This window comes from Candidatus Clostridium radicumherbarum (assembly GCF_045310525.1).
Lineage (GTDB): Bacteria > Bacillota > Clostridia > Clostridiales > Clostridiaceae > Clostridium_AT > Clostridium_AT radicumherbarum.
The window spans coordinates 1-21,457 of sequence record NZ_JBJHZY010000009.1 but is presented as its reverse complement, the minus strand read 5'-3'; the positions used below and the strand labels follow the sequence as shown (position 1 = coordinate 21,457).

Sequence of the window (21,457 nt, the reverse complement as noted above, 5' to 3'; positions counted from 1 at the left end):
GTCCTACTCTGCCACTTAGTCGCCCAAGCAGTACCATCGGCGCTGAGAAGCTTAACCATCGTGTTCGGTATGGGAACGGGTGTAACCTTCTCGCCATCATCACTAGATTTAATATTTCATTAATCTTACTTAAAAAAGTTTAACATCCTTTTTTATTAATGTCAATAGGCCATAATAATTTATTTGCATGATTAAAATAGAGTATAATTCTAAAATACAATCAGGTATAAATAATTGAATGTTCCTCAATAAAAGGCAGGTCATATGAAATAATTTCAATTAACGAAATACTTTCTTATGACCTAATAAAAAACATATAAGATACAATGGAATATAAGAAACAAGATACGTTGTCTAATAAAACAAATTTAAATTATAATATTGCTGCAGCTAATTCTCCTAAGGTATTCACATAATTAAATTCATCAAATTTAAATTCCTTTTTATTTATTGGTACACTTAGATATAAAACACCTTTTATTTCTTCATTTCGAATTAGTGGTACAGCCACAATAGAATTCCAACTAGGCATTTCATCCTGAAGTACTCTATTATTTGATTCGTCCCAATCAGTCATATAAACTCCTTGTTTTTTTGCTAAAATAGAGCTAATTATTTCCACGTTATAAATGTTATTATCTGTCCAGCCTTCATTGAAATTCTTCCTCGAATACACTTTTTTTATTTTACCTTCTTTAATTGTAAAGAAACACCCATATTCAGATTCTGTTATTTCAATTACTCTCCCTAGAATATTATAAATTTTATCTTCAATACTAGAGTTTTGTTTAATTAATTCAATTATGTCAACCATAACGAGGACATTTCTTGAATCCTGAACCATGTTTCCTGAGACTATTCCAGAAAGTTTATTTCTTACTTTCCCCTTACTACCAAATTTACTAGACCATACCTTACATCTATTTCTTCCTGATTCTTTTGAAATATATAATGCTTGATCGGCCTTCTCAATGAGTTCCTCTTTCCATTCAGCATTATGTGGAAATGTGGAGATACCTATACTGACTGTAATGGCAGCCTTTTCCCCTAAAATCTTTGCATTATTAACTTTTATTCTTAAATCTTCTGCAAGTAAAAAAGCACTTTTCGAATCAGCTCCGGGTAATAAAATAATAAATTCCTCTCCCCCATATCTTCCAAATACAGCTTCTTTATTAAGATTTGCCTTAATAATAGAACAAGCCTTTTTAAGAACCTCATCCCCGGTTTGATGTCCGTATCTGTCATTAATATCTTTAAAGTGATCCATGTCCATCATCAATACTGAAAAAATACCTCCAGAAGCCTCTGCCTTATCTATGGCTTCGCTTAAGGCATCTTCTAAAGATTTTCTAGTCAATGTCCCAGTGAGTTTATCAGTAGAAGATACTATTTGAAGTTGATATCTTTCTATGTTAATACCCGCCAATCTGCTAAAAGCAGAGCATTTCATTAAACTTTCCTTATTAAAATTGTTTAGTACCCTATCTGATTCCAAATAAATATAACCCTTTATTAAATCATTAAGTAATAGATTATCCTCAGACCTCATAATAATAGGTATACACATAACGGCTTTCAATCCCTGAAGCATAATATTTATTTCGGAGCAGCTATAATCCAAGGAATCTTGTTTTATTATCATGGGCTCCCTTGCTGCCTTTACCTTGTCAAAAATAAGCTTGTTGCACGGCAATGTATCTGTTCCATCATTGGAGGAAATAGCATAGTAGCTTTTTTCATAACCATCTACAATAATTACGCTTCTAGTTGCAAGAGTCACACCTGCAATATACTTTGCTATAATATCTAGGTTTTTTATGGGATTACTGCTTAAGTTTTTGATTAAGCCATTTGTATTTTTAATATCTGCTGGAAGCTCTGAATTATAGAATTTACGAGCAGATCTTATAAAATGTTTATAATGAAGAATATTATTAATATTTTCGGAGTTAAACATTCCATTAAGTTCATTAATACTAGCTAGGTTAAACTTTTCTCCTTCAATTTCAGATAGCTCACAATAGTCTTTATGTTTCATAAATAGCTTTATTTTTTCAAATGGTTTAGCCATCCTGTTGTAGTATACAAATTGAACTCTCTTACTTGCAGGTAATTGCATAGTTAGCTTCCTAATTAGTTCAGCTGCTTCATAATATAAGTTTATTGCCTGAAAATAATTTTTCTCTGTCATATAATAGTCACCTAGTAGGCAGCATACATTCCAATATATTTTTTTATTTTTATCACCACTGCATCTACTTATTACTGCTTCTAAAAGTTCCTTTTGACCACTTTCAATTAATATAGCCTTTAAATAATCCTTTTTTATCTGAAGAAGGTCTGGTAATGTATCAGAACTACATTCAGCTTCATATAGAAACATTTCATTTGCTTCATTGCAAAGGTTTTTATCATAAAGCATAATAGCTGTATCGTATAAAGTGCTTTTTCTAATATTTTCCGATTTATAATTTTTTATGAGAGCCTTTATTTTATTAATACTTTCTCTAATTTCATCAGATGAGGTAAGATCGTTAAGAATTAAGTATTCAGCTAATACTTCGCAATCCCATTTAGCAAGTGAATCCTCTTCCTTAAATAAATTATGTGCCTTTTCTAAAAACTCCCTGGCCTTATCCTTATCTCCAAGTGCATAAAAAAGTTCAGCACTTTTTTGATAATAGGTTCCTATTTCTTTACCCTGCTCAGGATGATCTTCCAGTTCCTTTTCGGCTAATCTATAATATTTATAAGCTTCCAAGTAATCTTCAAGTTTTAAATAGACGAAACTTAGATAAATGTAGCAGTAAAATATATTGCTTTCATAGTCGACCTTCTTTGACTTTTTAAGAGACTCTAGAAAATATTGAAGAGCTGCTTCATACTCAAATTCATAGCAGTATGATGAAGCTAGATTTGTTAGGGCAATAATTTCATAAATAATAATATGGTTTCTTTCGCTAATGTCTTTCATCTCGGTAAAATAGTTAATAGCCATTTCATTGTCTTGATAATAATCGCCATAGGCTACTGCTAAATTATTCATACAGTTCACGACACCTTCTGAATAATTTGCATTTTCAAAGTAATCAGAGCCTCTTTTATAACAATCTACAGCCTCTTTAATCTTAGAGGTAGCAAGATAGACATTACCTAAATTCTTAGAAAACAATCCCTTAAGCTTATAATAATTATCCCCGCATAAATTTATACTACTTATACATAATTCGGCCGCTTTATTATATTCTTGTCTCGAGTACATGACTCTCACTTTTAATTCCATACACTGCAGGTAGCCTTCCAGGTATTTATCTACATTACAGCTTTTAAATAAAATATTCTCAGACCTATCAATATAGCTTTCAGTTTTATTTAACTGGTTTTTTAAGTAATATACCTCTGCCATTTTATTCAAAGCATCTATTTGATATTTGTAGGCTTTTTCATTTGAAGCTAATCTTTCAGCTTCTTCAAAATATTCTATAGCCTCTGACTTGCTGCCTTCCATCTCATAGCTATTTCCTATTCTTAGTAAAATTTCAACTTTTCTTATTTCATCTTTTTCATCTATTAGCATAGATAGAACTTTTTTTAAATTTCTAATTACCTCACTTCTATTTTTGAAAGCTTCCATCTTATCTGCATTTTCTAAGCAATATTTTATAGTTTTTTCTTTCTGTCCTGATTTCTCTAAATGGTATATAAGCTCTTCTCTATTTTCAATTCCTTCTTCATACTTTTTTTCTAAAAGCGTGGCTGCAGCTTCATGCATCGATATTCTATACTTCTCATCCAATCTTCCATTTATTATATTTTTCAATATTCTATTAGTAAAATCATAAACAAAACCGCTATCTTCTATTTTTCTGCATACTATGCCCTTAGCCTCTAAGTTTGTTAGTCTCTCTTCTATACTTTTTTTATCAGCACCTATTATATTGTAAATAACTTCCTCCGATATTCCTGAATTGAAGATAGATAAAGATTTAAGAATCTCAAAACTTATATGCTCAATATCCTTAATTTGGGTTAAAATAGCCTGTTCAAGATTAGTGGGCATTGGAAGCTTTGTATAATCATTAGAATCACTTTCCCATCTTGCAGTTTCCTCATTTAAATAAATATATTTATTTGCAAGAAGATTCTTTAATGTTTCAACTATAAACATGGGATTTCCATAGGTATTTAAAAATATTCTCGTGGCGAAATTCTTTGCTCTTTTATGCATTCTAAGCATGTCCTGAATCATGGTAATGGAATCCTCATTGCTTAGTCCATGAAGCTGAATATCAATCATATTTGATTTTCCCGTAAGTTCAGCTAAAAAGTCCGATAACCTACTATTATTAGAATATTCACCATCACAATAAGAAACAAGTAGCATTAAATTTCTACGTCTAAGGGAAAGATACTTCAATATCTCAATAGAAATATTATTTACTCTATGTATATTGTCTATAATAAAAACCATTGGTTTACCCTTTGTTATATCATGAATAAAATCACATATACTGCTTATAACTCTATACTTTTCTTTTTCAGCATCTAAAGCTTCATAAGGTATAACTTCTTTATCCTTTGCAAGCTCAGGTATAAACTTTACAAGTTCCCCTTCATATCTTTCAAGTATTTCTGAATCACACTCACCAGTTAGCTTTTTAATAATTTCAAAAAAACCTTTATTTTCTTGATTCTCTGAACTTTCTTGTGAATAACTAGAGTATACATTTATACTATTTAACCTCATTAGTCTTTCAACTTCATTAAGAAGTTTAGTTTTTCCGATGCCATATTCACCATGTACTACAACAAGTTTATCTGAAAGCTCTAATTTAGTCATTGAATTATATAGTTTAAGAATATTATTAACTTCATAATCCCTTCCAATTAATTTATTGTTTAAATTAATCTTTTCAATTTCTTCTTTTACAAGAGCTTTATAATCCTTATTGAAAATAAAATTTATATCTTTTATAATCTCTAAAATATTTGTATATCTATTTGCCTCATTTGATTCAGTCATCTTCTCTATAACTGGTGCTAATTTGCACAGTAAATTTTTATCATTTATCTTACATTTTCCAATTTCATCATTTATCTCAATTAGATTATTAATCATACCTCGTCTGCAAATAAAAGCCAGCAGAACACCTAAGGAATAAATATCCGAGAGCACACTAGGAGACTTTCCTTCCAAAACTTCTGGAGACTTAAAGATTAGTAGGTTATCTTTTGTATCCCAAAAATTTATTTTGTTCAATTCCTTAGTAATTATATCCTTAAACTTAAAATTAGAATTTGTCACAATAATATTATTAATATTTATATCACCATAAACAAAACCTCTTAAGTGAAGATAATTAATGCCTTGACATAAATTTATAATTAAATCAAGCTGCTCTCCCTCATTTAATTTACCAATTGCTTCAATAAAATTACTATCATCTTCCACAATTTCATTTGTATAAAAATATTGACGTTTTTCTAAAACTTTATTATCTAAAAATTTAATTATATCAAAGTCATAAAGTTTTATATGCTTTTCACTATTAATAATGGCAAAGGTCTGATATTCATTTATAAAATAATTAAGTAAATTTTCAGGAAGATATTCCGAGTTAATGATATTTAATTGTACTTCTTTTGACCCTATTTTCTCATCTAGAGCAAGGTAGGAGGATACAAAACGGTTTTGTTTTATACTTTTTAACACTGTATATCTTTTATTAATTAAATCCACAATCCTCACACCCCATTACTCAATTTTTGGCAATATATCTTTATTATAGCATTTTATATTCTTACTTTAAATGTCTATTTAATAAAATTTTAACTATATAAAGTAATGGTTTTTCGTTAAATTAAGATAATAAGGGTCTGCTTTAAAATACAAATCACAACAAATAGTAATGTTCATATACTAATACAAAATACAATTGATGTAGGTGATGTTGTGAATTACTTTATTAGAGAATCTCCCTATAGAAGATTAATTGTTGGAGTAAATACACTTATACCATTAGCTAACGGCACAAAGGTACCTTATATAAATTTTGACAATGCTGCTACAACACCTCCCCTTATTTCAGTACTTCAAGCTTTAAATAATTTTTCACCATGGTATTCGTCTGTAAACAGAGGGGCTGGGTATAAATCTCAAATTTCTTCAAAGTTATATGAGGATTCCAGAAATATTATTTTAAATTTTGTACATGCAAATTTAGATAATGATATTGCAATTTATGTAAAAAATACTACGGAAGGTATAAATAAACTTGCTAACAGGCTTTATGATAAAGATAAAAGTTCTATTATATTATCAACTGATATGGAACATCATTCAAACGACTTGCCTTGGAGAGATAAATATAAAGTGGATTATATTATGATAGAGAAGGATGGAAGGCTTTCATTAAATGATTTAGAAAACAAACTTAAGAAATATAATGGTTTGGTAAAACTGGTTACGGTTACTGGTGCCTCTAATGTTACTGGCCTTCTTAATCCTATACATGAAATTGCTAAAATTGCTCATAAATATAATTCAAAAATTTTAGTAGATGGAGCACAGCTTGTTCCTCATGCAGTTGTGAATATGAAACCAGCCGACTCCTCAGAGCATATAGACTTTTTAGTTTTCTCTGCACATAAAATGTATGCTCCTTTTGGTATTGGAGTCTTAATAGGTCCTAAAGATATTTTTACTTTAGGAGAACCAGATTACAAAGGTGGTGGAACAGTAGATTTAGTCACTCATGAGAATGTTATTTGGGCAGATCCTCCTGAGAAAGAAGAAGCCGGCACCCAAAATTTAATGGGCGTTATGGCATTAACTAGCGCAATGGAAACTTTAAAGGAAATAGGTATGGATAATTTAGCGGCTTATGAAAGGAATTTAACTCATTATGCTTTAACTAAGTTAAAAAATATTAATGAAATTGAACTATATGGCGGCATTGATGATTCTAATGAAAGAGTCAGCATTATTTCTTTTAATATAAGAGGTATGCACCACAGCATTGCAGCAGAAATATTAGGGTTGGAAGCAGGTATCGGAGTTAGAACAGGGTGTTTCTGTGCCCATCCTTATATTCAAAAGTTATTAAAGCTTTCAAAGGAAGATATAGAAAAGCTTTCGATTTCTTCTGACATTCCCCGCCCTGGAATGGTACGTATAAGCTTTGGCCTATACAACGGTACTAACGAAATAGACTATTTTATTAATACTCTTACAGCAATAATAGAAAATAAAGAATACTTTATTAAAAAATATTCTAATAAAACTTAATTTACTGCCCTTTCTATTATGAAAGGGTTTATATAGAGATTCGAATATAAAACTTCGAATCTCACTTTTATGAATAAATGAATTTTAATAGTTAAAACTAGACTTATTAATTACAAAAGTTAGAGGTGAAAATATTGGAAAATAAAAAAGTCAACTTAGTTATGTTTAGCGGAGAATATGATAAAGCTTTAGCTGCATTGATAATTGCAAATGCAGCAAGAGAAATTGAAGTTGAAGTATCTATTTTTTTTGCCTTTTGGGGTTTGCTGCTTATAAGAAATCCTGAAGCACCTATGACGGAAGATAAAAGTTTTTATGAAAAAATGCTAGGCTTTATGACTCCAAAGGGGCCAGAAGATCTGCCCTTATCCAAAATGAACTTTAGCGGTTTTGGAAAAGAGATGTTGAAGGCTATGATGAAGGAGGATGAAACACCCGATTTAACTGCTTTTTTAAATGGAGCAAGAAAAAAGGGCGTAAAATTTTACGCCTGCAAGCTTTCAGTTGAGGTTATGGGCTTTAAACCTGAAGAACTGCTTCCTGAAGTAGAAATAATTGAAGCAAAAGAATATGTAAAAGATGCATTAAATTCGAATATGCAGTTATTTATTTAAAAACATGTGAGTCACGAGTGTATTTCTCGTGGCTCTCAAAATAAAGAATTAAAAAACTCTATCAATTATTCATATATTGTAAAAATATTTTCACCATATCTTCCTTTAATTTAAAATTAAAGTACTCTAGTGAGCTATGAAGTGCAAATAAGGTGTAGCTTACTTTATCAATCCTTGCATTTTCTCCCATATGTCCTATTCTAATTACCTTGCCAGCAAGATAATCAAAGGAACCTGCTATAAATACTCCATAACTATTTAACATATAGTCTCTAAGTGCCTTATCCTCTATTGTATCTGGTACTTCAATTACTGAAACTGTATTGGAATAGCCATCTTTAATATATAGCTTTAGACCAGCTGATGAAACAGCTTCTCTCACAGCAGAAGCTATTTTCTCATGTCTTTTTAGCATATATTTCTTTCCTTCATCAAAAATATTATCAATAGCAGCTCTTAAACCAATAATATCACTAATTGGCTGAGTATAAGGGAACCACTTATTTTTGTAATAATCCTTCCAAACTAAAAGATTGCAGTAAAAGGATGCTATAGGTTCCTTTCTACTTTCCATAACCTTAAATGCATCATCACTTATACTTAATATTGTAAGTCCTGGAGGGGCAGAAATTGCCTTTTGAGAACCCCCTAATGCTATATCAATCTGCCAATCATCTACTCTAAGTTCCACTCCCCCCATTCCTGCCACACTATCTACAACTGTTAATATACCCTTTTCTTTAAGTAATGGACATATTTTATCTACTTCATTTAAAACCCCTGATGGAGTATCACAGTGGACTACAGTTGCATATTTAAAATTTCTATCTTTATCTAAAAATCTCTTGAGCTTATCTGTATCAATTTTTCTTTGTCTATCACCTTTAAAGAAGACAGCTTCTCCTCCATAAATCCTAACAAAATCAGCAAAGCCCTCTCCAAAAACACCATTATCTATAACTAGAACCCTGTCTCCCTTTTCTGTTAAAGAAGCACAGGCAGCTTCAAGGCCAAGTATACCTTCACCTCCTAAAATTCTAACTTCATTTTTTGTGTTTAGAAATTCACCTATTTTTTCACAGGTCTCCTTATAAAAATCATAAAACTTAAGATCCAAATCAGGATTAGTAGTTTCAAGTGCCCTTGCAAGCCTTACTTTTTCACTAACTTGAGTAGGTCCTGGAGTCATTATGTATGGAACCTTCATGTTATCACTCTCCAACATTCATAGTATTGTTTACCTAATTATATAATTTGCCACTAAAAAAATAAAATGTATGGATACACAAGTTGTTCTATTGATTATTACTTCCTAAAAAAGCAAAATTATTTATCAATTAAAAATTCTGCAAGTACCATTAATAATTATGAGTATTTTTCACAAAAAAAGAATGAACCTTTAGCTTTAAAAAAAAGTTCATTCTTCAATGATTGTTATTTACTTAATTTTGCTGCTTCTGCTTCAAGTCTTGGGAATAAAATATTGTTCTCCAAATGTATATGCTGAAAGGTATCAGCCTCTAATTCCTGAAGCTTTGTATAAGTTAATCTATAGCTGTTGCAGCCGTCCTCAGGTACTGCATAGTCATTTGTTACCTTTCTTAATTCCTTTAGTATATCTCCTGCACCTGTATGCTCATCTTCTAATTCCTTTGTTATATTAGCTGCTTTTTCTAAAGCTTCCTTAGTTTTAGATTTTTCATATTCTCTTATTGCAGGATATTGAATTGTTTCTTCCTTAATTAAATGCTCCTCAAGTTCCATCTTAAGACTATGAAAAAGTTTATAGACTTTAGAAAGCTCCGGATGGTGCTCCCCGTGAACTCTTAATATTTTTCCTGTTAATTCACTTATTCTCGGAAGCTCTGCCCATAAATAAGCATGATGTACGTTTAATATATGCTCTGCAAGTTCACCAAAAGGTGCCACTTCCCAGTTTCTTTCTCCTGTTTCCTTATTTTTAAACTCTTCATATAAACTATTAATCTTTCCTAGAATTTCTGATTCATTTATATTTTGTTCCTTTATTGCTGTGAGTAATGTTCTGTCTCCACCACAGCAGTAATCTACTTTATATTCCTTTAAAATGTCTGCAGACTTTGGAAACTTTGTTACTATTTCTCCTATCTTTTGTGAACTATGAAATGTACTCATTAAAATCACTCCTTAAAGTTTAATCTTCATGACTTTATTATACCCGGGCTGAATATCTTAATATGTGATTTAAATCAATTTGTAAATTGACTGTAATCATAGTTTGTCTGAGGATTCTATTTTATAATTTACCCATAGATTAAATTTATTGGGAAAAAGGAGAGATTATAAATGTTAAATAAAATTGAAATTGCAAAGAATGTATTTAGCGTTGGGAAGGTTGATGATAGAGATGTTCCATTTCACAGATTAATGCTTACAAAGGGCACAACTTATAACTCCTACCTATTAAATACTGAAAAACCTACTTTAATTGATACCGTGGACATAGCCTTCGGAATGGAATTTGTAAAGCACTTAGAAAGTATTATTAATTTAGAAAAGCTTCAATATGTAGTTATTAACCATGTAGAGCCAGATCATGCTGGGGCACTTGGAGCATTAATGAATAAAGCTAAGAATGCTACAATTGTTACTACAGAATTAGGTAAGAAATTTTTAATAGGAATGTTCAAGCTTCAAAATAAGAATTTCCATGTTATTAAAGATGGAGAGACTTTAGATATAGGTGGAAAAACCCTTCAGTTCTTTGAAACTCCTTTCCTTCATACTGAGGAAACTATGATAACCTATGATTTAGAAGATAAAATATTATATCCTTGCGACATCTTTAGTACTCATATAGCTAATTATGAATTATTCAATGATTTAGCGAAGGAAGACATACTTGAGGACTATAAAACATACTACAAATTAATAATGAGCCCACACAGACCTTATGTAAGACTAATGCTTGAAAAAATTAAAAATCTTGAAATAAATATGATTTGCCCATCTCATGGATATGTAATTAGAAAGGATGTTCAAAAGTATGTAGATATTTATGATGAAATGAGCTATATTCCTGCAATTCCTGACAAAAAGGCTCTTATACTATTTAGTTCAATGACTGGAAACACCTCGAAAATTGCACAAAATATTTCTCAAGGTTTAACTAGTATGGGCATTGAAACAAATATTGTAAATATTAAAAACGCAGAACTTGATACTATACTAGATATGGTAAAGGATGCCTCCGCTATATTAATAGGAAGTTCCACTCGTTATGGTGATATGATTGGAAATATAGAGGATGTGCTTAAAGAGATAGTTAAATTAGATCTTTCAGGAAAAATTGGTGCAGCCTTTGGTTCCTATGGCTGGAGTGGTGAGGCAATAGAGATTATTAATGATTACTTAAAAAACAGCAATATTACCTTACTAGATACTTCCTTTATGATAAAGGTTACTGGAGATGACCACATTAAGCTTCCTCTAAGAATAAACTTTACTCCAGAAGATAATATGAGAGAAAAGTGTGTTGAAACTGGAATTGCTGTTGGAGAGGTACTGTTAAAGCAATAAATAATTTAGTTGAGAATTATAATTGGAAGATATTCAAAAGAAAAATCTTCAAAAATTAATTTAGGAGCTTTACACCAGTAGTTTATAACTGCTAATGCAAAGCCCCTTAATTTTATTTAAGAAAGTTCTTCTAATAGCTGCAAGTCCTTAATAATAATTTTCTTATTACCAACAAGTTCTATTGTCCCATCATCTTCCATGGAAGTAAGCTTTCGGCTCATAGTTTCTCTTGTTACACCTATATAGTTTGCCATTTCCTCACGGCTAAGGGGCATTTCTATAACAATTCCTTTAGCCTCTTCTTTTCCAAACTCCCTAGCAAAATTCTTTAATATTGCAGCAATCCTTGTTTCTATATCTTTAGTGCTTAAGGTTTGGACTAGATTTTCTAAGGAAACAAGTCTATCATGGAGACTTTCTAATATTCTAAGGCTGATTTCTGGAGTTCTTTTAACTATTTTATCAAAATCATCTTTAGTGAGCATACATACATTTACGTCTTCTAGAGCCTCAGCATTATAATCAAATCTGCCTTTTTTTAACAAGCTTAAATAACCTATAAAATCTCCTTCTGAGAGGATATATAAAATTTGCTCCTTACCCTCTTTAGTGTATTTAAAGATTTTAATTTTTCCGCCATTAATTATATAGAATTTATCAGAAACATCACCTTCAAAGAAGATTATTTGTCCCTTTTTGTACTTTCTTCTTATTATGGAGCTGGTAACTTCAACAAGTTGATCACTATCTAAAACTGAAAAAATTGGTGCTTTCTTTGCACAATATCTACCTGTGCAAGCTTCACAAACGTGATTGTTACATTCTTTCATAAAATCTATTTCCCTTCTATATTTCTCTATATTTTCTAATTTACACCGACTAGTTAACTATAAAAGGCCATTTATAAATTGGGCTTCGTAAATATTTGGTTCTAAATATAAAATATTTATGATAATATTTTATATATATTTTCATATATAATTTTACTTATTTCAAGTACTAAAGTATAATTAATTAAATTTTACTATAGAATTGACCATAAATAAATTTTAAAAAGTTATAAAAATACTCTATTTCAATTCATATTTAGTTTATCTAAAAAACTTGTTAATAATATTAAGTAAATGATAAAAGGAGGTATTAATTTGATTCTTAAAATTATAAGCCTACCTATATGGTTATTCATATTAAATGCAGTTGTATCAATAGTCATAATAACTCTTGAGCGTAAAAGACCTGAAAAAACCATTGCCTGGCTTATGGTTTTTGTGCTCTTGCCCCCATTTGGACTTATTTTTTATATATTTTTGGGGCGAAACTGGAAGAAGCATAAGCTTACAGAAGACTTTTCACCGCATGTTAGAGATTTATTGTACCGTGTATTAAATAAAATAGAACATCCTGATTACATATCTCTTATAGAGCTTTTGGCTAATAATAGTGATTCTCCCCTATTTGTAGATAATGATATTACCATTTTTAGAAATGGTAATGAAAAATTTAAGAGTTTAATAGAGGAAATTAAAAAGGCAAGACATCATATTCATTTAGAATACTATATTGTAAAAAGCGATGGAATTGGCACAGAAATAAAGAATCTTCTAATACAAAAATCAAAAGAAGGAGTAAGTGTTAAATTCATTACCGATAGAGTAGGCTCCATTAAAATGAAAAAAAGAGATATTAAAGAGCTTAAAGCTGCAGGTGTAGATATAATACAATATTCCTATGTACTTGCACCTTTGCTCCATTTAATTAATACTCAAATAAATTATAGAAACCATAGAAAAATTGCAGTTATCGATGGTAAGGTTGGTTTTATTGGAGGAATTAATATTGGTGATGAATACCTGGGCAAGGGCAAGCTAGGCTATTGGCGGGATACACACATTATGGTAAAGGGAGATTTTGTATTAGGTCTTCAGGCTGTATTCCTAGATGATTACTTTACTATAAAACGTATAGAAGGGTATTACTTTATTAATGAAAAAGAAGCAAAGAACTATTTTCCCGAACCTGTTAAAGCTAAAAGGCAGATAATGCAGCTAGTTAAAAGCGGACCAGATTCTGAATTTCCATCAATTATGCAGGGTATCATTAAAATGATAACATTAGCTAAAAAAAATATTTATATTACAACTCCTTATTTCATACCTACTGAAGGTATCATGGATGCCCTTAAAATTGCTATTTTAGGCGGAATTGACGTTAGAATTTTGTTTCCCGGAAGGTATGATCATTTTATAGTTTACTTAGCTTCTAAAACTTACCTTTCTGAATTAATAAAATGTGGTGCAAAGGTATATTTTTATGATGTAAATTCCTTTATACATTCAAAGGTAATGACTATTGACGAAAAAATATCTACTGTTGGAACAGCAAATATGGATATCAGAAGCTTTGAACTTAATTATGAAATAAATGCAGTTATATACGACAGTCTTAAAACTAAAGAGCTTGACGACCAGTTTTTTGAGGACCTAAAATGCAGCAAAGAATGTTCCTTATGTGATTTTGAAAACTCCTCAAGACTTGGAAAAATTCTAGAAGCAGCAGCAAGATTATTTTCATCCTTATTATAAAAGGATTAGGTAATATTACATTACCTAATCCTTTTGTTATCTTTTTTCACCTATAAAGAATAATGCAACTGTTCCTGGTCCAGAGTGAGATCCTATGACTGGTCCAATAGAATTAATTATTATGTCCTTTACCTTATGTCTTTCAAGTATTAATTTTTTAAGCAATTCTACATCCTCTATGCAGTCACCATGACTTATAAATATAATCTGTTCTTCTGGGTTAATTATGTTTTTATCTAGTTCTTCAGCTAAGGCCTTAATAGATTTTTTTCTTCCTTTTTCCTTAGTTACTGGTATCAATCTTCCCTCATCATCTACATGAAGGATTGGCTTTATATTTAATAGGGTTCCTATAGCAGCAGCAGTGGCTGATACTCTTCCCCCTCTTTTTAAGTGATTTAGGTCATCAACTGTAAACCAATGATTTATCTTCAATTTATTATTTTCAATAAAAGTTATAATTTCTTCTTTTGAAGCTCCATTTTTCAACATTTCTATTGCATAATAGTCTAGTAGTCCTTCACCTAATGATGCACATCTACTGTCAATTACTGTGATATCAGCGTCCTTATATTCCTCAAGTATCATATCCTTTGCTATACAAGCGCTGTTATAGGAACCACTTAAGGCTGATGAAAAAGCAATGCATATTATTGATTTTCCAAGGCTTACATGCTTTCTAAATTCCTCAGAATAATCATATACGTTTATTTGTGCTGTTGAAGGCATCTCGCCTTTTCTAACCTCGTCATAAAAATCCTTATATGGTAAGCTAACTCCAAAATCATCCTTATATTCCTGACCTTTAAAGTTTACTGCCATACTAAGTACAGGAACTTTATTTTCATCAATATATTCCTTTGGAAGATCGCAGCATGAATCTATAATAATAACTGTCTCCATTTCTTCTCTCCTCTTATCTTATAATCAGATTGTATTGTATATATAGTAGCACATGTAAAAAATTGTATCAAGATTTGTAAAGGCAAAAAATGCGTTAGAAAATATCTAACGCAAAGTTTTTTTTGACCTAATAAAATAACAAATAATCATAGCTAATGCTCCGCCAGATGTATCTATAAGGACATCTCTTATTCTTCCTTCTCTTCCTGGTACAAATAACTGATGGAACTCATCTGTAGAGGCATACAAAAAAACACTTAGTAGTGAAAGAATTAAGGCCTTTTTTTTAGGGAAATATTCCTTATATGTATTATAAAGCAGCATAAATAAAATAAAATATTCGGAAAAATGAGCACATTTTCTAACTATGAAATTTGCTAAATCACCAAATACGCTATTTAAGTTTAAACCTAAGAGATTAAAAACATAGATTACAAAATGACTTTTTTCATCTGAAATTGTGGCTGGCATACTGGAAAACCAAAAAATAAGTATCATCCATGCAATTACTAATAACCACTTAAACTTTTTTCTTGTCATAAAATAAGCCTTTCTAAACATAATGATTCATATACTAGTTTAAATTAACCCCTTTAAAAGTTCAATACTTTTTTCTATATCATTAAGGTTAACCATTTCTGAAATAGTATGATTATACCTACAGGGAACTGAAATAACCCCAGTTTTTACACCAGCTTTTTCTTTATGAATTGTACCACCATCTGAAAGCCTATCAGATAATGCGTATTGAAGCTCTATATTCTTTTCACTTGCTGTCTTTTCTATAAACTCCTTTACTTCATGATGCATAATAAGGCCTTTATCAATGACTGTTACAATTGGACCTTTTCCAAGCTTTATATTCCCTTTTCCACCTATATAATCTCCTGCTGCCTCTAAATCCACAACTATACAATAGTCCGGTTCTATTGCAAAGGAGGCTGCCCTGGCCCCTCTTCCTCCAAGCTCTGCTTGAGAAGAAAAGACAAAATAAGCTTCCCTGTTTACTTTCTTTATTTCTTTAATTAATCTAAGGAGAATATAGCAACCTATCCTATTATCTAAACCAGAACTTAAGAGCTTATCATCTATCTCCATAGTATGACCTATAAAACCAGCTACATCTCCTTCTTTCACTAATTTAACAGTTTCTTCCCTTGATGATTTTCCTATATCTACAAGTAAATCTCCTATTTCAGGGTTATCCTTTGTAGATACTATCTTACCTACTGTACCATTTTCAAATTTAACTAAATTATGTACTATATCTGTACAGTTGAAATCACCTAAGCTTCCTACCCGTATGAAGCCATTGTCTTCCACATAGGTTGCTATAAGGCCAATCTGATCCATATGAGAGCAGAACATGATTTTCTCCTGTCCTTCTCCAATTTTAACTATAAGGTTTCCTAGTTTATCCTCTCTAACATCACAATTACAATCCTTAAGCTCATTTAAAATAACTTCTCTAACTTTATCTTCGTGACCGCTTACTCCAAAGCTTGAAATAAGCCTTTCTAACATATTGTCCATACATATCTCCCCTCGGCATTTTTATAGATAAACAAGTACATAAGCTTACTTACTTTAGTTGTACTATGACAAATTTTCACCATATTTCTCCCAGTGAAAACTTTTAGCTTAATTTGTATCTTTAATTAATTGATTTTAAATATTCTACTAATAACTTTATAGTATTTTCGAAATCAGATTTACTTGCAACTGAAACTGAGGAATGAATATATCTGCAGGGCACAGATATAGTTGCTATTTTAGCTCCTTCACCAGAAGCATGAATAGCATAAGCATCGTTTCCACCAGCTATAGCTCTTCGCCTTTGATAGGGTATATTATTTTTATTACCAAGTTCCATAATATCTCCAGCAATATCCGAATTAAAAATACTTGTTCTATCCATTATTGAAATAGCTGGTCCCTTTCCAACTTCAGTAGCACTCAAATACTTTGGAACACTTGGCATGTCAGCACAAATTGTGCCTTCTAACACAATTCCTATATCAGCCTTAACCTGAAAAGCAGAAACAAAGGCTCCCCTTTCTCCTACCTCCTCTTGAACATTAAATACACCATATAAATCAAAGTCATAATTCTCCTTTAAAGCCTCAATTAAAACTGCACAACCCATTCTATCATCAAAGGCTTTACCTTTATAAAGCCCTTCACCAAATTCACTAAACTCAGTTTCAAATACTGCAAATTCACCTAATTGAATTAGTCTTTTAGCTTCCTCTTTATTCTTAGCACCAATATCTATGCAGCAGTCACTATAAGCTATATTCTTTTTTCTCTCCTCTGCACTTTGCAGATGAATAGGTTTAATGCCTATAACACCCGGAATTCTGCTTTCTCCTACTAGAACTACCTTTGCAGCTATTATATTTGCAGCAACTCCTCCTAATGAATTAAATTTTAAGGTGCCATCTTCATTATAGCCAATAATAATAAAGCCTACTTCATCCATATGGGCATCAACAATAACTTTCTTACCCTTTCCTTTTTTATGTGCAATAATATTACCCATGTTATCAACTTTAATCTCATCTACATAGTCCATAAGCTGCTCTTTAATTATGCTTCTTACATTGCCTTCATAACCTGAAGGTCCAGTGGCATTACAAAGCTTCTCTAAAAGCACAATAACCCCTCCACTTCCTCTGATTTTAGCTTTTCTATCAGCTTAGAAATTAGTAATCCGGTATTTTTAATATCCTCCATATTCACTATCTCTACTGAAGTGTGCATATATTTAACAGGAATCGAAATAAGAAGTGTAGGAATTCCTTCACCTGCTATCTGTATGTCCCATGCATCAGTACCAGTATTCCCTGGCTCTACCTCTATCTGATAAGGAATATTAAATTCAACTGCTAAATCCATTATTTTTTTTCTTAATTTAGGATGTACATTAGGACCTACACAAATTACAGGACCTTCTCCTAATTTATTTTCTCTCTCATCATCTCCTAAAGGACCGCTATCAAAGGTTACATCTACAGCAATTGCTATAGTAGGTTTAACCTCATAGCTTCCTACCTTAGCCCCCCTGTGTCCGACCTCCTCCTGAGCGGACATAGTAAAATATACATCTAAATCATGATTTATATTTTCAAGTTCCTTTGCACAAGCATAGAGAGCAGTTATTCCAGCTCTATCATCAATTGCCTTACATGTAACATTATTATTTAAAAGCTCATAAAAGTTTCTTTTTAAGGTAACATAATCTCCTACCTTAACTATAGTCTTAAGCGTTTCACTTGAAATACCCGTGTCAATTCTTAACTCATCAAGACTTACAGCCTTGTTTTTTTCCTTAACACTCATTAAGTGAGGAGGTTTTATTCCTATTATACCTAGTATATCTTTCCTCCCGTGCACTATTACTTCCTGTGATACAAGAGTTTTAACATCAATTCCAAAGCCCTTAAAGCTTAAGAAACCATTATCACCTATTTCAGTAATCATTAAAAAAACTTCATCAGCATGAGCCATTAACATTAAGCTTCCACTACCATTACCTTTTTTTAATGCATACATATTATTAAGTTTTCCAATACTGACTTCTCCAAATTCCTCAAAGGCATCCTTAAATATTGAATAAAGTAGATGCTCCCTACTGCTTGGAGCTGCAGTAGTGCATAGTCTTTTTAGAAATTCTTTATTTTCCATATTCATACTCCTTAATTTTTTCCACTGAAATCGATAAAGACTTTATAACAAGAAGTCTATCCCTGTTGTTCTGTTACTTCTATGTTAATGATGGTAAAAAATTACACCTTTTTATATTATTATATATTTATATTCTACACACAAATCTCTATTCCTCTTAAAGGATTGCATTGAATTTCGTTATAATAATTAAATTTACATTTTATACAAATCATAAAATAAACTCCATTGACATTATCACTTTACCATAGTAAAATATAATAAATTAAGCAAATACAAATCCATTGATAAGGAAGAGTAGCTATATGGCCTAGTTTCAGAGAGCTGAGTAGGGTGTGATCTCAGTACGATGCCAATAGTGAATGGACCTTACAGGAGTAAGCCGAAATTCTATGAATCTAGAAGAGTAGTCCTTAACGGATGCCCACCGTTAAAAGGGATAGGACATGTTAGTGTCTGAAAATGAGATATGCATATTTTTGCATAATTTAGGTGGCACCGCGGATAACTTCGCCCTAAGCTTTTAGGGAGGAGTTTTTTTATTTGCCTAAAATTATCCTAGTATGAAAGGTGGTGTATACAATGATTTGGTGAAAGCACTTTTATTGTTTAATTATTAGAATTAATTTTCAAAAAAAATTATTTATTGGAGATGTGAAACATGAATTTAAGAAAAATTATATTAAGTTCCCTGCTTTTATCCATTGGACTTGTACTGCACCAATTAGTTCCACCTATACTATTTGGCATGAAGCCTGACTTTCTACTTAGCATGATGTTTATTGCTATCTTCTTATGTGATGATTATAAATTATCATTAGTGATTGGACTAGCAGCCGGCATACTTACCGCCGCCACAACTACCTTTCCCGCTGGACAATTACCTAATATAATAGATAAAATTATTACAAGTAATTTGGTATTTCTTCTTTTTAGAGTATTCAAATTTAATAGTCAGCTTAAAATATCTATTGTTTCCTTTATTGGAACCATAATTAGCGGAACTGTATTTTTAGGAGCCGCTTATATATTAGTGGGCCTTCCTGGTCCATTTCTAGCTCTTATTCTGGGAGTTGTTATACCGGCAACTGCATTTAACATAGCTGCGTCCATAGTTTTATATAATGCTGCCAATACTGCTGTGAATAGAATTCCTTACTAAAATTTATAAGGGACTTTCCTTTTGCAAAGTCCCTTAATCCTTATCATCTTCTATATACTCTACTTCTTCTTTCTCATCATCATTTGTATACATAGTACTATATAGTTTCCCAGTGCCAGGTACAAGAGAGGATGAAGCTTCATACAGAAGATTTGTGAGCCTAGTAAAATCCATTTTCTTTTTACCTTTAGAATTTGTTTTCTTATCCATTGTTCTACCTCTTTTTAATAATTGTAGGTTAATAAATATTAAACCTATAATTGATAAAATTAGGTTATGTAAAAATAAAAGATTTATGCTAAACAACCTTTTTTAACTACTTATTACTATTCTAATGCAGTTATTATACCATCAGCTAATGCCTTAGCAATCTTATTTTCATAGGTATCGCTGCTTAATAATTTGTCCTCATTAGGGTTTGAAAGAAAACCCATCTCAACTAAAATCACAGGAACCTTAGACCAATTAAAACCCGTCATATCGCTGTGCTCAGTTACACCTCTATTTTGCATCCCAACCTCTTGTACCAAGGTATTTAATACCGTTTTACCATAGCTTTTGCTAGCAGAATAAATAGCTTTTGTATTATCATTAATAGGTGAAGGTACTAGCATAGAAGCTCCTTTTGCTGAAGTACTAGTGCTTGAATCTGCATGTATTCTTATAACTAAATCTGCATTTGCATTATTCCCAACATTGGCCCTTTCAACGTTTCCTAAGCTTTGAGAATCCTGTGTTTTAGTCATGACTACTGTATAGCCGTAATTTTGAAGTAAAGCCTTTAGTTTTAAAGAAACATTCATATTAACTCTATATTCCGGCGTACCTGTAGCCACTCCTTGAGCCCCACCACCATCCTTTATCTTCATAGTGGTAGAACCTGGTGCTAGTGGTTCCTTTTCTAGATTTGATCTATTTGCATGACCAGGATCTATTACAATAACCTTACTCTTTTTCTGGCTACCTTGCTTTTGAAGGGTACTTGTACTTATGTTATTATTTTGAACTGCAGAGTTTTTAGTGCCTGCAGTTGCATTACTGGCTTGAGATGTTGCTTTAATATTACTATTATTAGAATTAGTATTTTGAGATGTTGAAGTGCTGCTATCTACTTCTTTTTTATTTTCTGCTGAATTGCTGTTAACTGAATTATCTATATCAGCTGCTGTTTTATTTGCTTCATTATTCTTGTTATTTTCAACATTATTTTTATTCACGCTGCTATTATTAGCTGTGCTGCCTCCACTGGCTGTAGCTAATTTCTTTACATTACAAGCTGTGAAATTTATAGATATTAATATGCACAGGCATATATATATTAACTTTTTCATAGTACCTCCCATTATTTATTCCCATAATTTTTTCTTTTTACTTTTATATATTTTATCTTAACATATAAGCAGAAATATGAAAACCAATCCACTGAGGCTTAAAATCAAAAAATTAAAAGACACTCTAGTTATAGAGTGTCTTGGTGGCTCACCGGGGAATCGAACCCCGGACACCATGATTAAAAGTCATGTGCTCTACCGACTGAGCTAGTGAACCTTAATATTTTTATGACATAAAATATGTACATAAAGACCTAGCAACGTCCTACTCTGCCACTTAGTCGCCCAAGCAGTACCATCGGCGCTGAGAAGCTTAACCATCGTGTTCG

Annotated in this window: 16 protein-coding genes, 1 tRNA gene, 1 rRNA gene and 1 other annotated feature; of the genes, 5 read left to right on the top strand and 13 right to left on the bottom strand. The window is 31.4% G+C overall.

All coding sequences use genetic code 11. The annotated features are described in order from the left end of the window. A 5S ribosomal RNA gene (rrf, locus tag ACJDUH_RS19555) occupies window positions 1–107 on the bottom strand; the annotation flags it as partial. A gap of 266 nt (window positions 108–373) precedes the next feature. Then, window positions 374–5,743, bottom strand: a complete 5,370-nt coding sequence (locus ACJDUH_RS19550) for a diguanylate cyclase (RefSeq protein WP_406766913.1) — start codon at window positions 5,741–5,743, stop codon at window positions 374–376. Window positions 5,744–5,956: 213 nt separating this feature from the next. Here ACJDUH_RS19550 and ACJDUH_RS19545 point away from each other — a divergent pair, with 213 nt between their 5' ends. Continuing rightward, the gene (locus ACJDUH_RS19545; protein ID WP_406766912.1) at window positions 5,957–7,291 is read left to right on the top strand and encodes an aminotransferase class V-fold PLP-dependent enzyme; all 1,335 of its coding nucleotides are present in this window, start codon (window positions 5,957–5,959) and stop codon (window positions 7,289–7,291) included. 131 nt (window positions 7,292–7,422) lie between these two features. Continuing rightward, window positions 7,423–7,905 carry a DsrE/DsrF/DrsH-like family protein gene (locus ACJDUH_RS19540; protein WP_406766914.1) on the top strand — a complete coding sequence of 161 codons (483 nt, stop codon included), beginning with the start codon at window positions 7,423–7,425 and terminating at the stop codon, window positions 7,903–7,905. A gap of 61 nt (window positions 7,906–7,966) precedes the next feature. On the opposite strand, the gene ACJDUH_RS19535 is transcribed toward ACJDUH_RS19540, so the two are convergent. After that, window positions 7,967–9,112, bottom strand: coding sequence for a pyridoxal-phosphate-dependent aminotransferase family protein (locus ACJDUH_RS19535; RefSeq protein ID WP_406766911.1), 1,146 nt, complete (start codon window positions 9,110–9,112; stop codon window positions 7,967–7,969). 227 nt (window positions 9,113–9,339) lie between these two features. Beyond that, window positions 9,340–10,059 (bottom strand): iron-sulfur cluster repair di-iron protein, encoded by a 720-nt coding sequence (gene ric / locus ACJDUH_RS19530; protein WP_406766910.1) that lies wholly within the window; start codon window positions 10,057–10,059, stop codon window positions 9,340–9,342. A 171-nt stretch (window positions 10,060–10,230) separates the two neighbouring features. On the opposite strand from ric, the gene ACJDUH_RS19525 reads away from it, so the two are divergent. Then, window positions 10,231–11,463, top strand: coding sequence for an FprA family A-type flavoprotein (locus tag ACJDUH_RS19525; protein WP_406766909.1), 1,233 nt, complete (start codon window positions 10,231–10,233; stop codon window positions 11,461–11,463). Between the two features lie 116 nt (window positions 11,464–11,579). Here the strand turns inward: ACJDUH_RS19525 and ACJDUH_RS19520 are convergent, their stop codons facing one another. Next, on the bottom strand, window positions 11,580–12,293 hold the full coding sequence (locus ACJDUH_RS19520) for a Crp/Fnr family transcriptional regulator (RefSeq protein ID WP_406766908.1): 714 nt from the start codon (window positions 12,291–12,293) through the stop codon (window positions 11,580–11,582). A gap of 294 nt (window positions 12,294–12,587) precedes the next feature. Here ACJDUH_RS19520 and cls point away from each other — a divergent pair, with 294 nt between their 5' ends. After that, window positions 12,588–14,045 (top strand): cardiolipin synthase, encoded by a 1,458-nt coding sequence (gene cls, locus ACJDUH_RS19515; RefSeq protein WP_406766907.1) that lies wholly within the window; start codon window positions 12,588–12,590, stop codon window positions 14,043–14,045. Between the two features lie 36 nt (window positions 14,046–14,081). On the opposite strand, the gene ACJDUH_RS19510 is transcribed toward cls, so the two are convergent. From ACJDUH_RS19510 to ACJDUH_RS19490, 5 genes are all read right to left on the bottom strand, one after another. Then, entirely contained in the window at window positions 14,082–14,948 is an 867-nt protein-coding gene (locus ACJDUH_RS19510) for a DegV family protein (RefSeq protein WP_406766906.1), read from the bottom strand. 105 nt (window positions 14,949–15,053) lie between these two features. Further along, the gene (locus tag ACJDUH_RS19505) at window positions 15,054–15,488 is read right to left on the bottom strand and encodes a VanZ family protein (RefSeq protein WP_406766905.1); all 435 of its coding nucleotides are present in this window, start codon (window positions 15,486–15,488) and stop codon (window positions 15,054–15,056) included. Between the two features lie 39 nt (window positions 15,489–15,527). Continuing rightward, complete coding sequence (locus ACJDUH_RS19500) at window positions 15,528–16,481, bottom strand: zinc-binding metallopeptidase family protein (protein ID WP_406766904.1); 954 nt, start codon at window positions 16,479–16,481, stop codon at window positions 15,528–15,530. A gap of 121 nt (window positions 16,482–16,602) precedes the next feature. Then, the gene (locus ACJDUH_RS19495) at window positions 16,603–17,604 is read right to left on the bottom strand and encodes a M42 family metallopeptidase (protein ID WP_406766903.1); all 1,002 of its coding nucleotides are present in this window, start codon (window positions 17,602–17,604) and stop codon (window positions 16,603–16,605) included. Further along, the gene (locus tag ACJDUH_RS19490) at window positions 17,595–18,635 is read right to left on the bottom strand and encodes a M42 family metallopeptidase (RefSeq protein WP_406766902.1); all 1,041 of its coding nucleotides are present in this window, start codon (window positions 18,633–18,635) and stop codon (window positions 17,595–17,597) included. The genes ACJDUH_RS19495 and ACJDUH_RS19490 overlap by 10 nt, the downstream gene beginning before the upstream one ends. Before the next feature lie 275 nt (window positions 18,636–18,910). Then, window positions 18,911–19,156: a binding site (T-box leader), on the top strand. Window positions 19,157–19,296: 140 nt separating this feature from the next. On the opposite strand from ACJDUH_RS19490, the gene ACJDUH_RS19485 reads away from it, so the two are divergent. Next, window positions 19,297–19,797, top strand: coding sequence for a tryptophan transporter (locus tag ACJDUH_RS19485; RefSeq protein WP_406766901.1), 501 nt, complete (start codon window positions 19,297–19,299; stop codon window positions 19,795–19,797). 33 nt (window positions 19,798–19,830) lie between these two features. On the opposite strand, the gene ACJDUH_RS19480 is transcribed toward ACJDUH_RS19485, so the two are convergent. From ACJDUH_RS19480 to ACJDUH_RS19470, 3 genes are all read right to left on the bottom strand, one after another. Then, window positions 19,831–20,007 (bottom strand): hypothetical protein, encoded by a 177-nt coding sequence (locus ACJDUH_RS19480; protein WP_406766900.1) that lies wholly within the window; start codon window positions 20,005–20,007, stop codon window positions 19,831–19,833. Between the two features lie 116 nt (window positions 20,008–20,123). Further along, window positions 20,124–21,128 (bottom strand): N-acetylmuramoyl-L-alanine amidase family protein, encoded by a 1,005-nt coding sequence (locus ACJDUH_RS19475; protein WP_406766899.1) that lies wholly within the window; start codon window positions 21,126–21,128, stop codon window positions 20,124–20,126. A 141-nt stretch (window positions 21,129–21,269) separates the two neighbouring features. Then, window positions 21,270–21,345 (bottom strand) — tRNA-Lys (locus tag ACJDUH_RS19470). Window positions 21,346–21,457 lie beyond the last annotated feature (112 nt).

What these genes read in the sequence shown, in the direction of transcription:
- ACJDUH_RS19520 (WP_406766908.1), bottom strand. Translation starts at nt 12,293, where the DNA reads ATGAAAGAATGTAACAATCACGTTTGTGAAGCTTGCACAGGTAGATAT.
- ACJDUH_RS19535 (WP_406766911.1), bottom strand. Translation starts at nt 9,112, where the DNA reads ATGAAGGTTCCATACATAATGACTCCAGGACCTACTCAAGTTAGTGAA.
- ACJDUH_RS19525 (WP_406766909.1), top strand. Translation starts at nt 10,231, where the DNA reads ATGTTAAATAAAATTGAAATTGCAAAGAATGTATTTAGCGTTGGGAAG.
- ACJDUH_RS19485 (WP_406766901.1), top strand. Translation starts at nt 19,297, where the DNA reads ATGAATTTAAGAAAAATTATATTAAGTTCCCTGCTTTTATCCATTGGA.
- ACJDUH_RS19480 (WP_406766900.1), bottom strand. Translation starts at nt 20,007, where the DNA reads ATGGATAAGAAAACAAATTCTAAAGGTAAAAAGAAAATGGATTTTACT.
- cls (WP_406766907.1), top strand. Translation starts at nt 12,588, where the DNA reads ATGATAAAAGGAGGTATTAATTTGATTCTTAAAATTATAAGCCTACCT.
- ACJDUH_RS19505 (WP_406766905.1), bottom strand. Translation starts at nt 15,488, where the DNA reads ATGACAAGAAAAAAGTTTAAGTGGTTATTAGTAATTGCATGGATGATA.
- ACJDUH_RS19510 (WP_406766906.1), bottom strand. Translation starts at nt 14,948, where the DNA reads ATGGAGACAGTTATTATTATAGATTCATGCTGCGATCTTCCAAAGGAA.
- ACJDUH_RS19490 (WP_406766902.1), bottom strand. Translation starts at nt 18,635, where the DNA reads ATGGAAAATAAAGAATTTCTAAAAAGACTATGCACTACTGCAGCTCCA.
- ric (WP_406766910.1), bottom strand. Translation starts at nt 10,059, where the DNA reads ATGAGTACATTTCATAGTTCACAAAAGATAGGAGAAATAGTAACAAAG.
- ACJDUH_RS19475 (WP_406766899.1), bottom strand. Translation starts at nt 21,128, where the DNA reads ATGAAAAAGTTAATATATATATGCCTGTGCATATTAATATCTATAAAT.
- ACJDUH_RS19500 (WP_406766904.1), bottom strand. Translation starts at nt 16,481, where the DNA reads ATGGACAATATGTTAGAAAGGCTTATTTCAAGCTTTGGAGTAAGCGGT.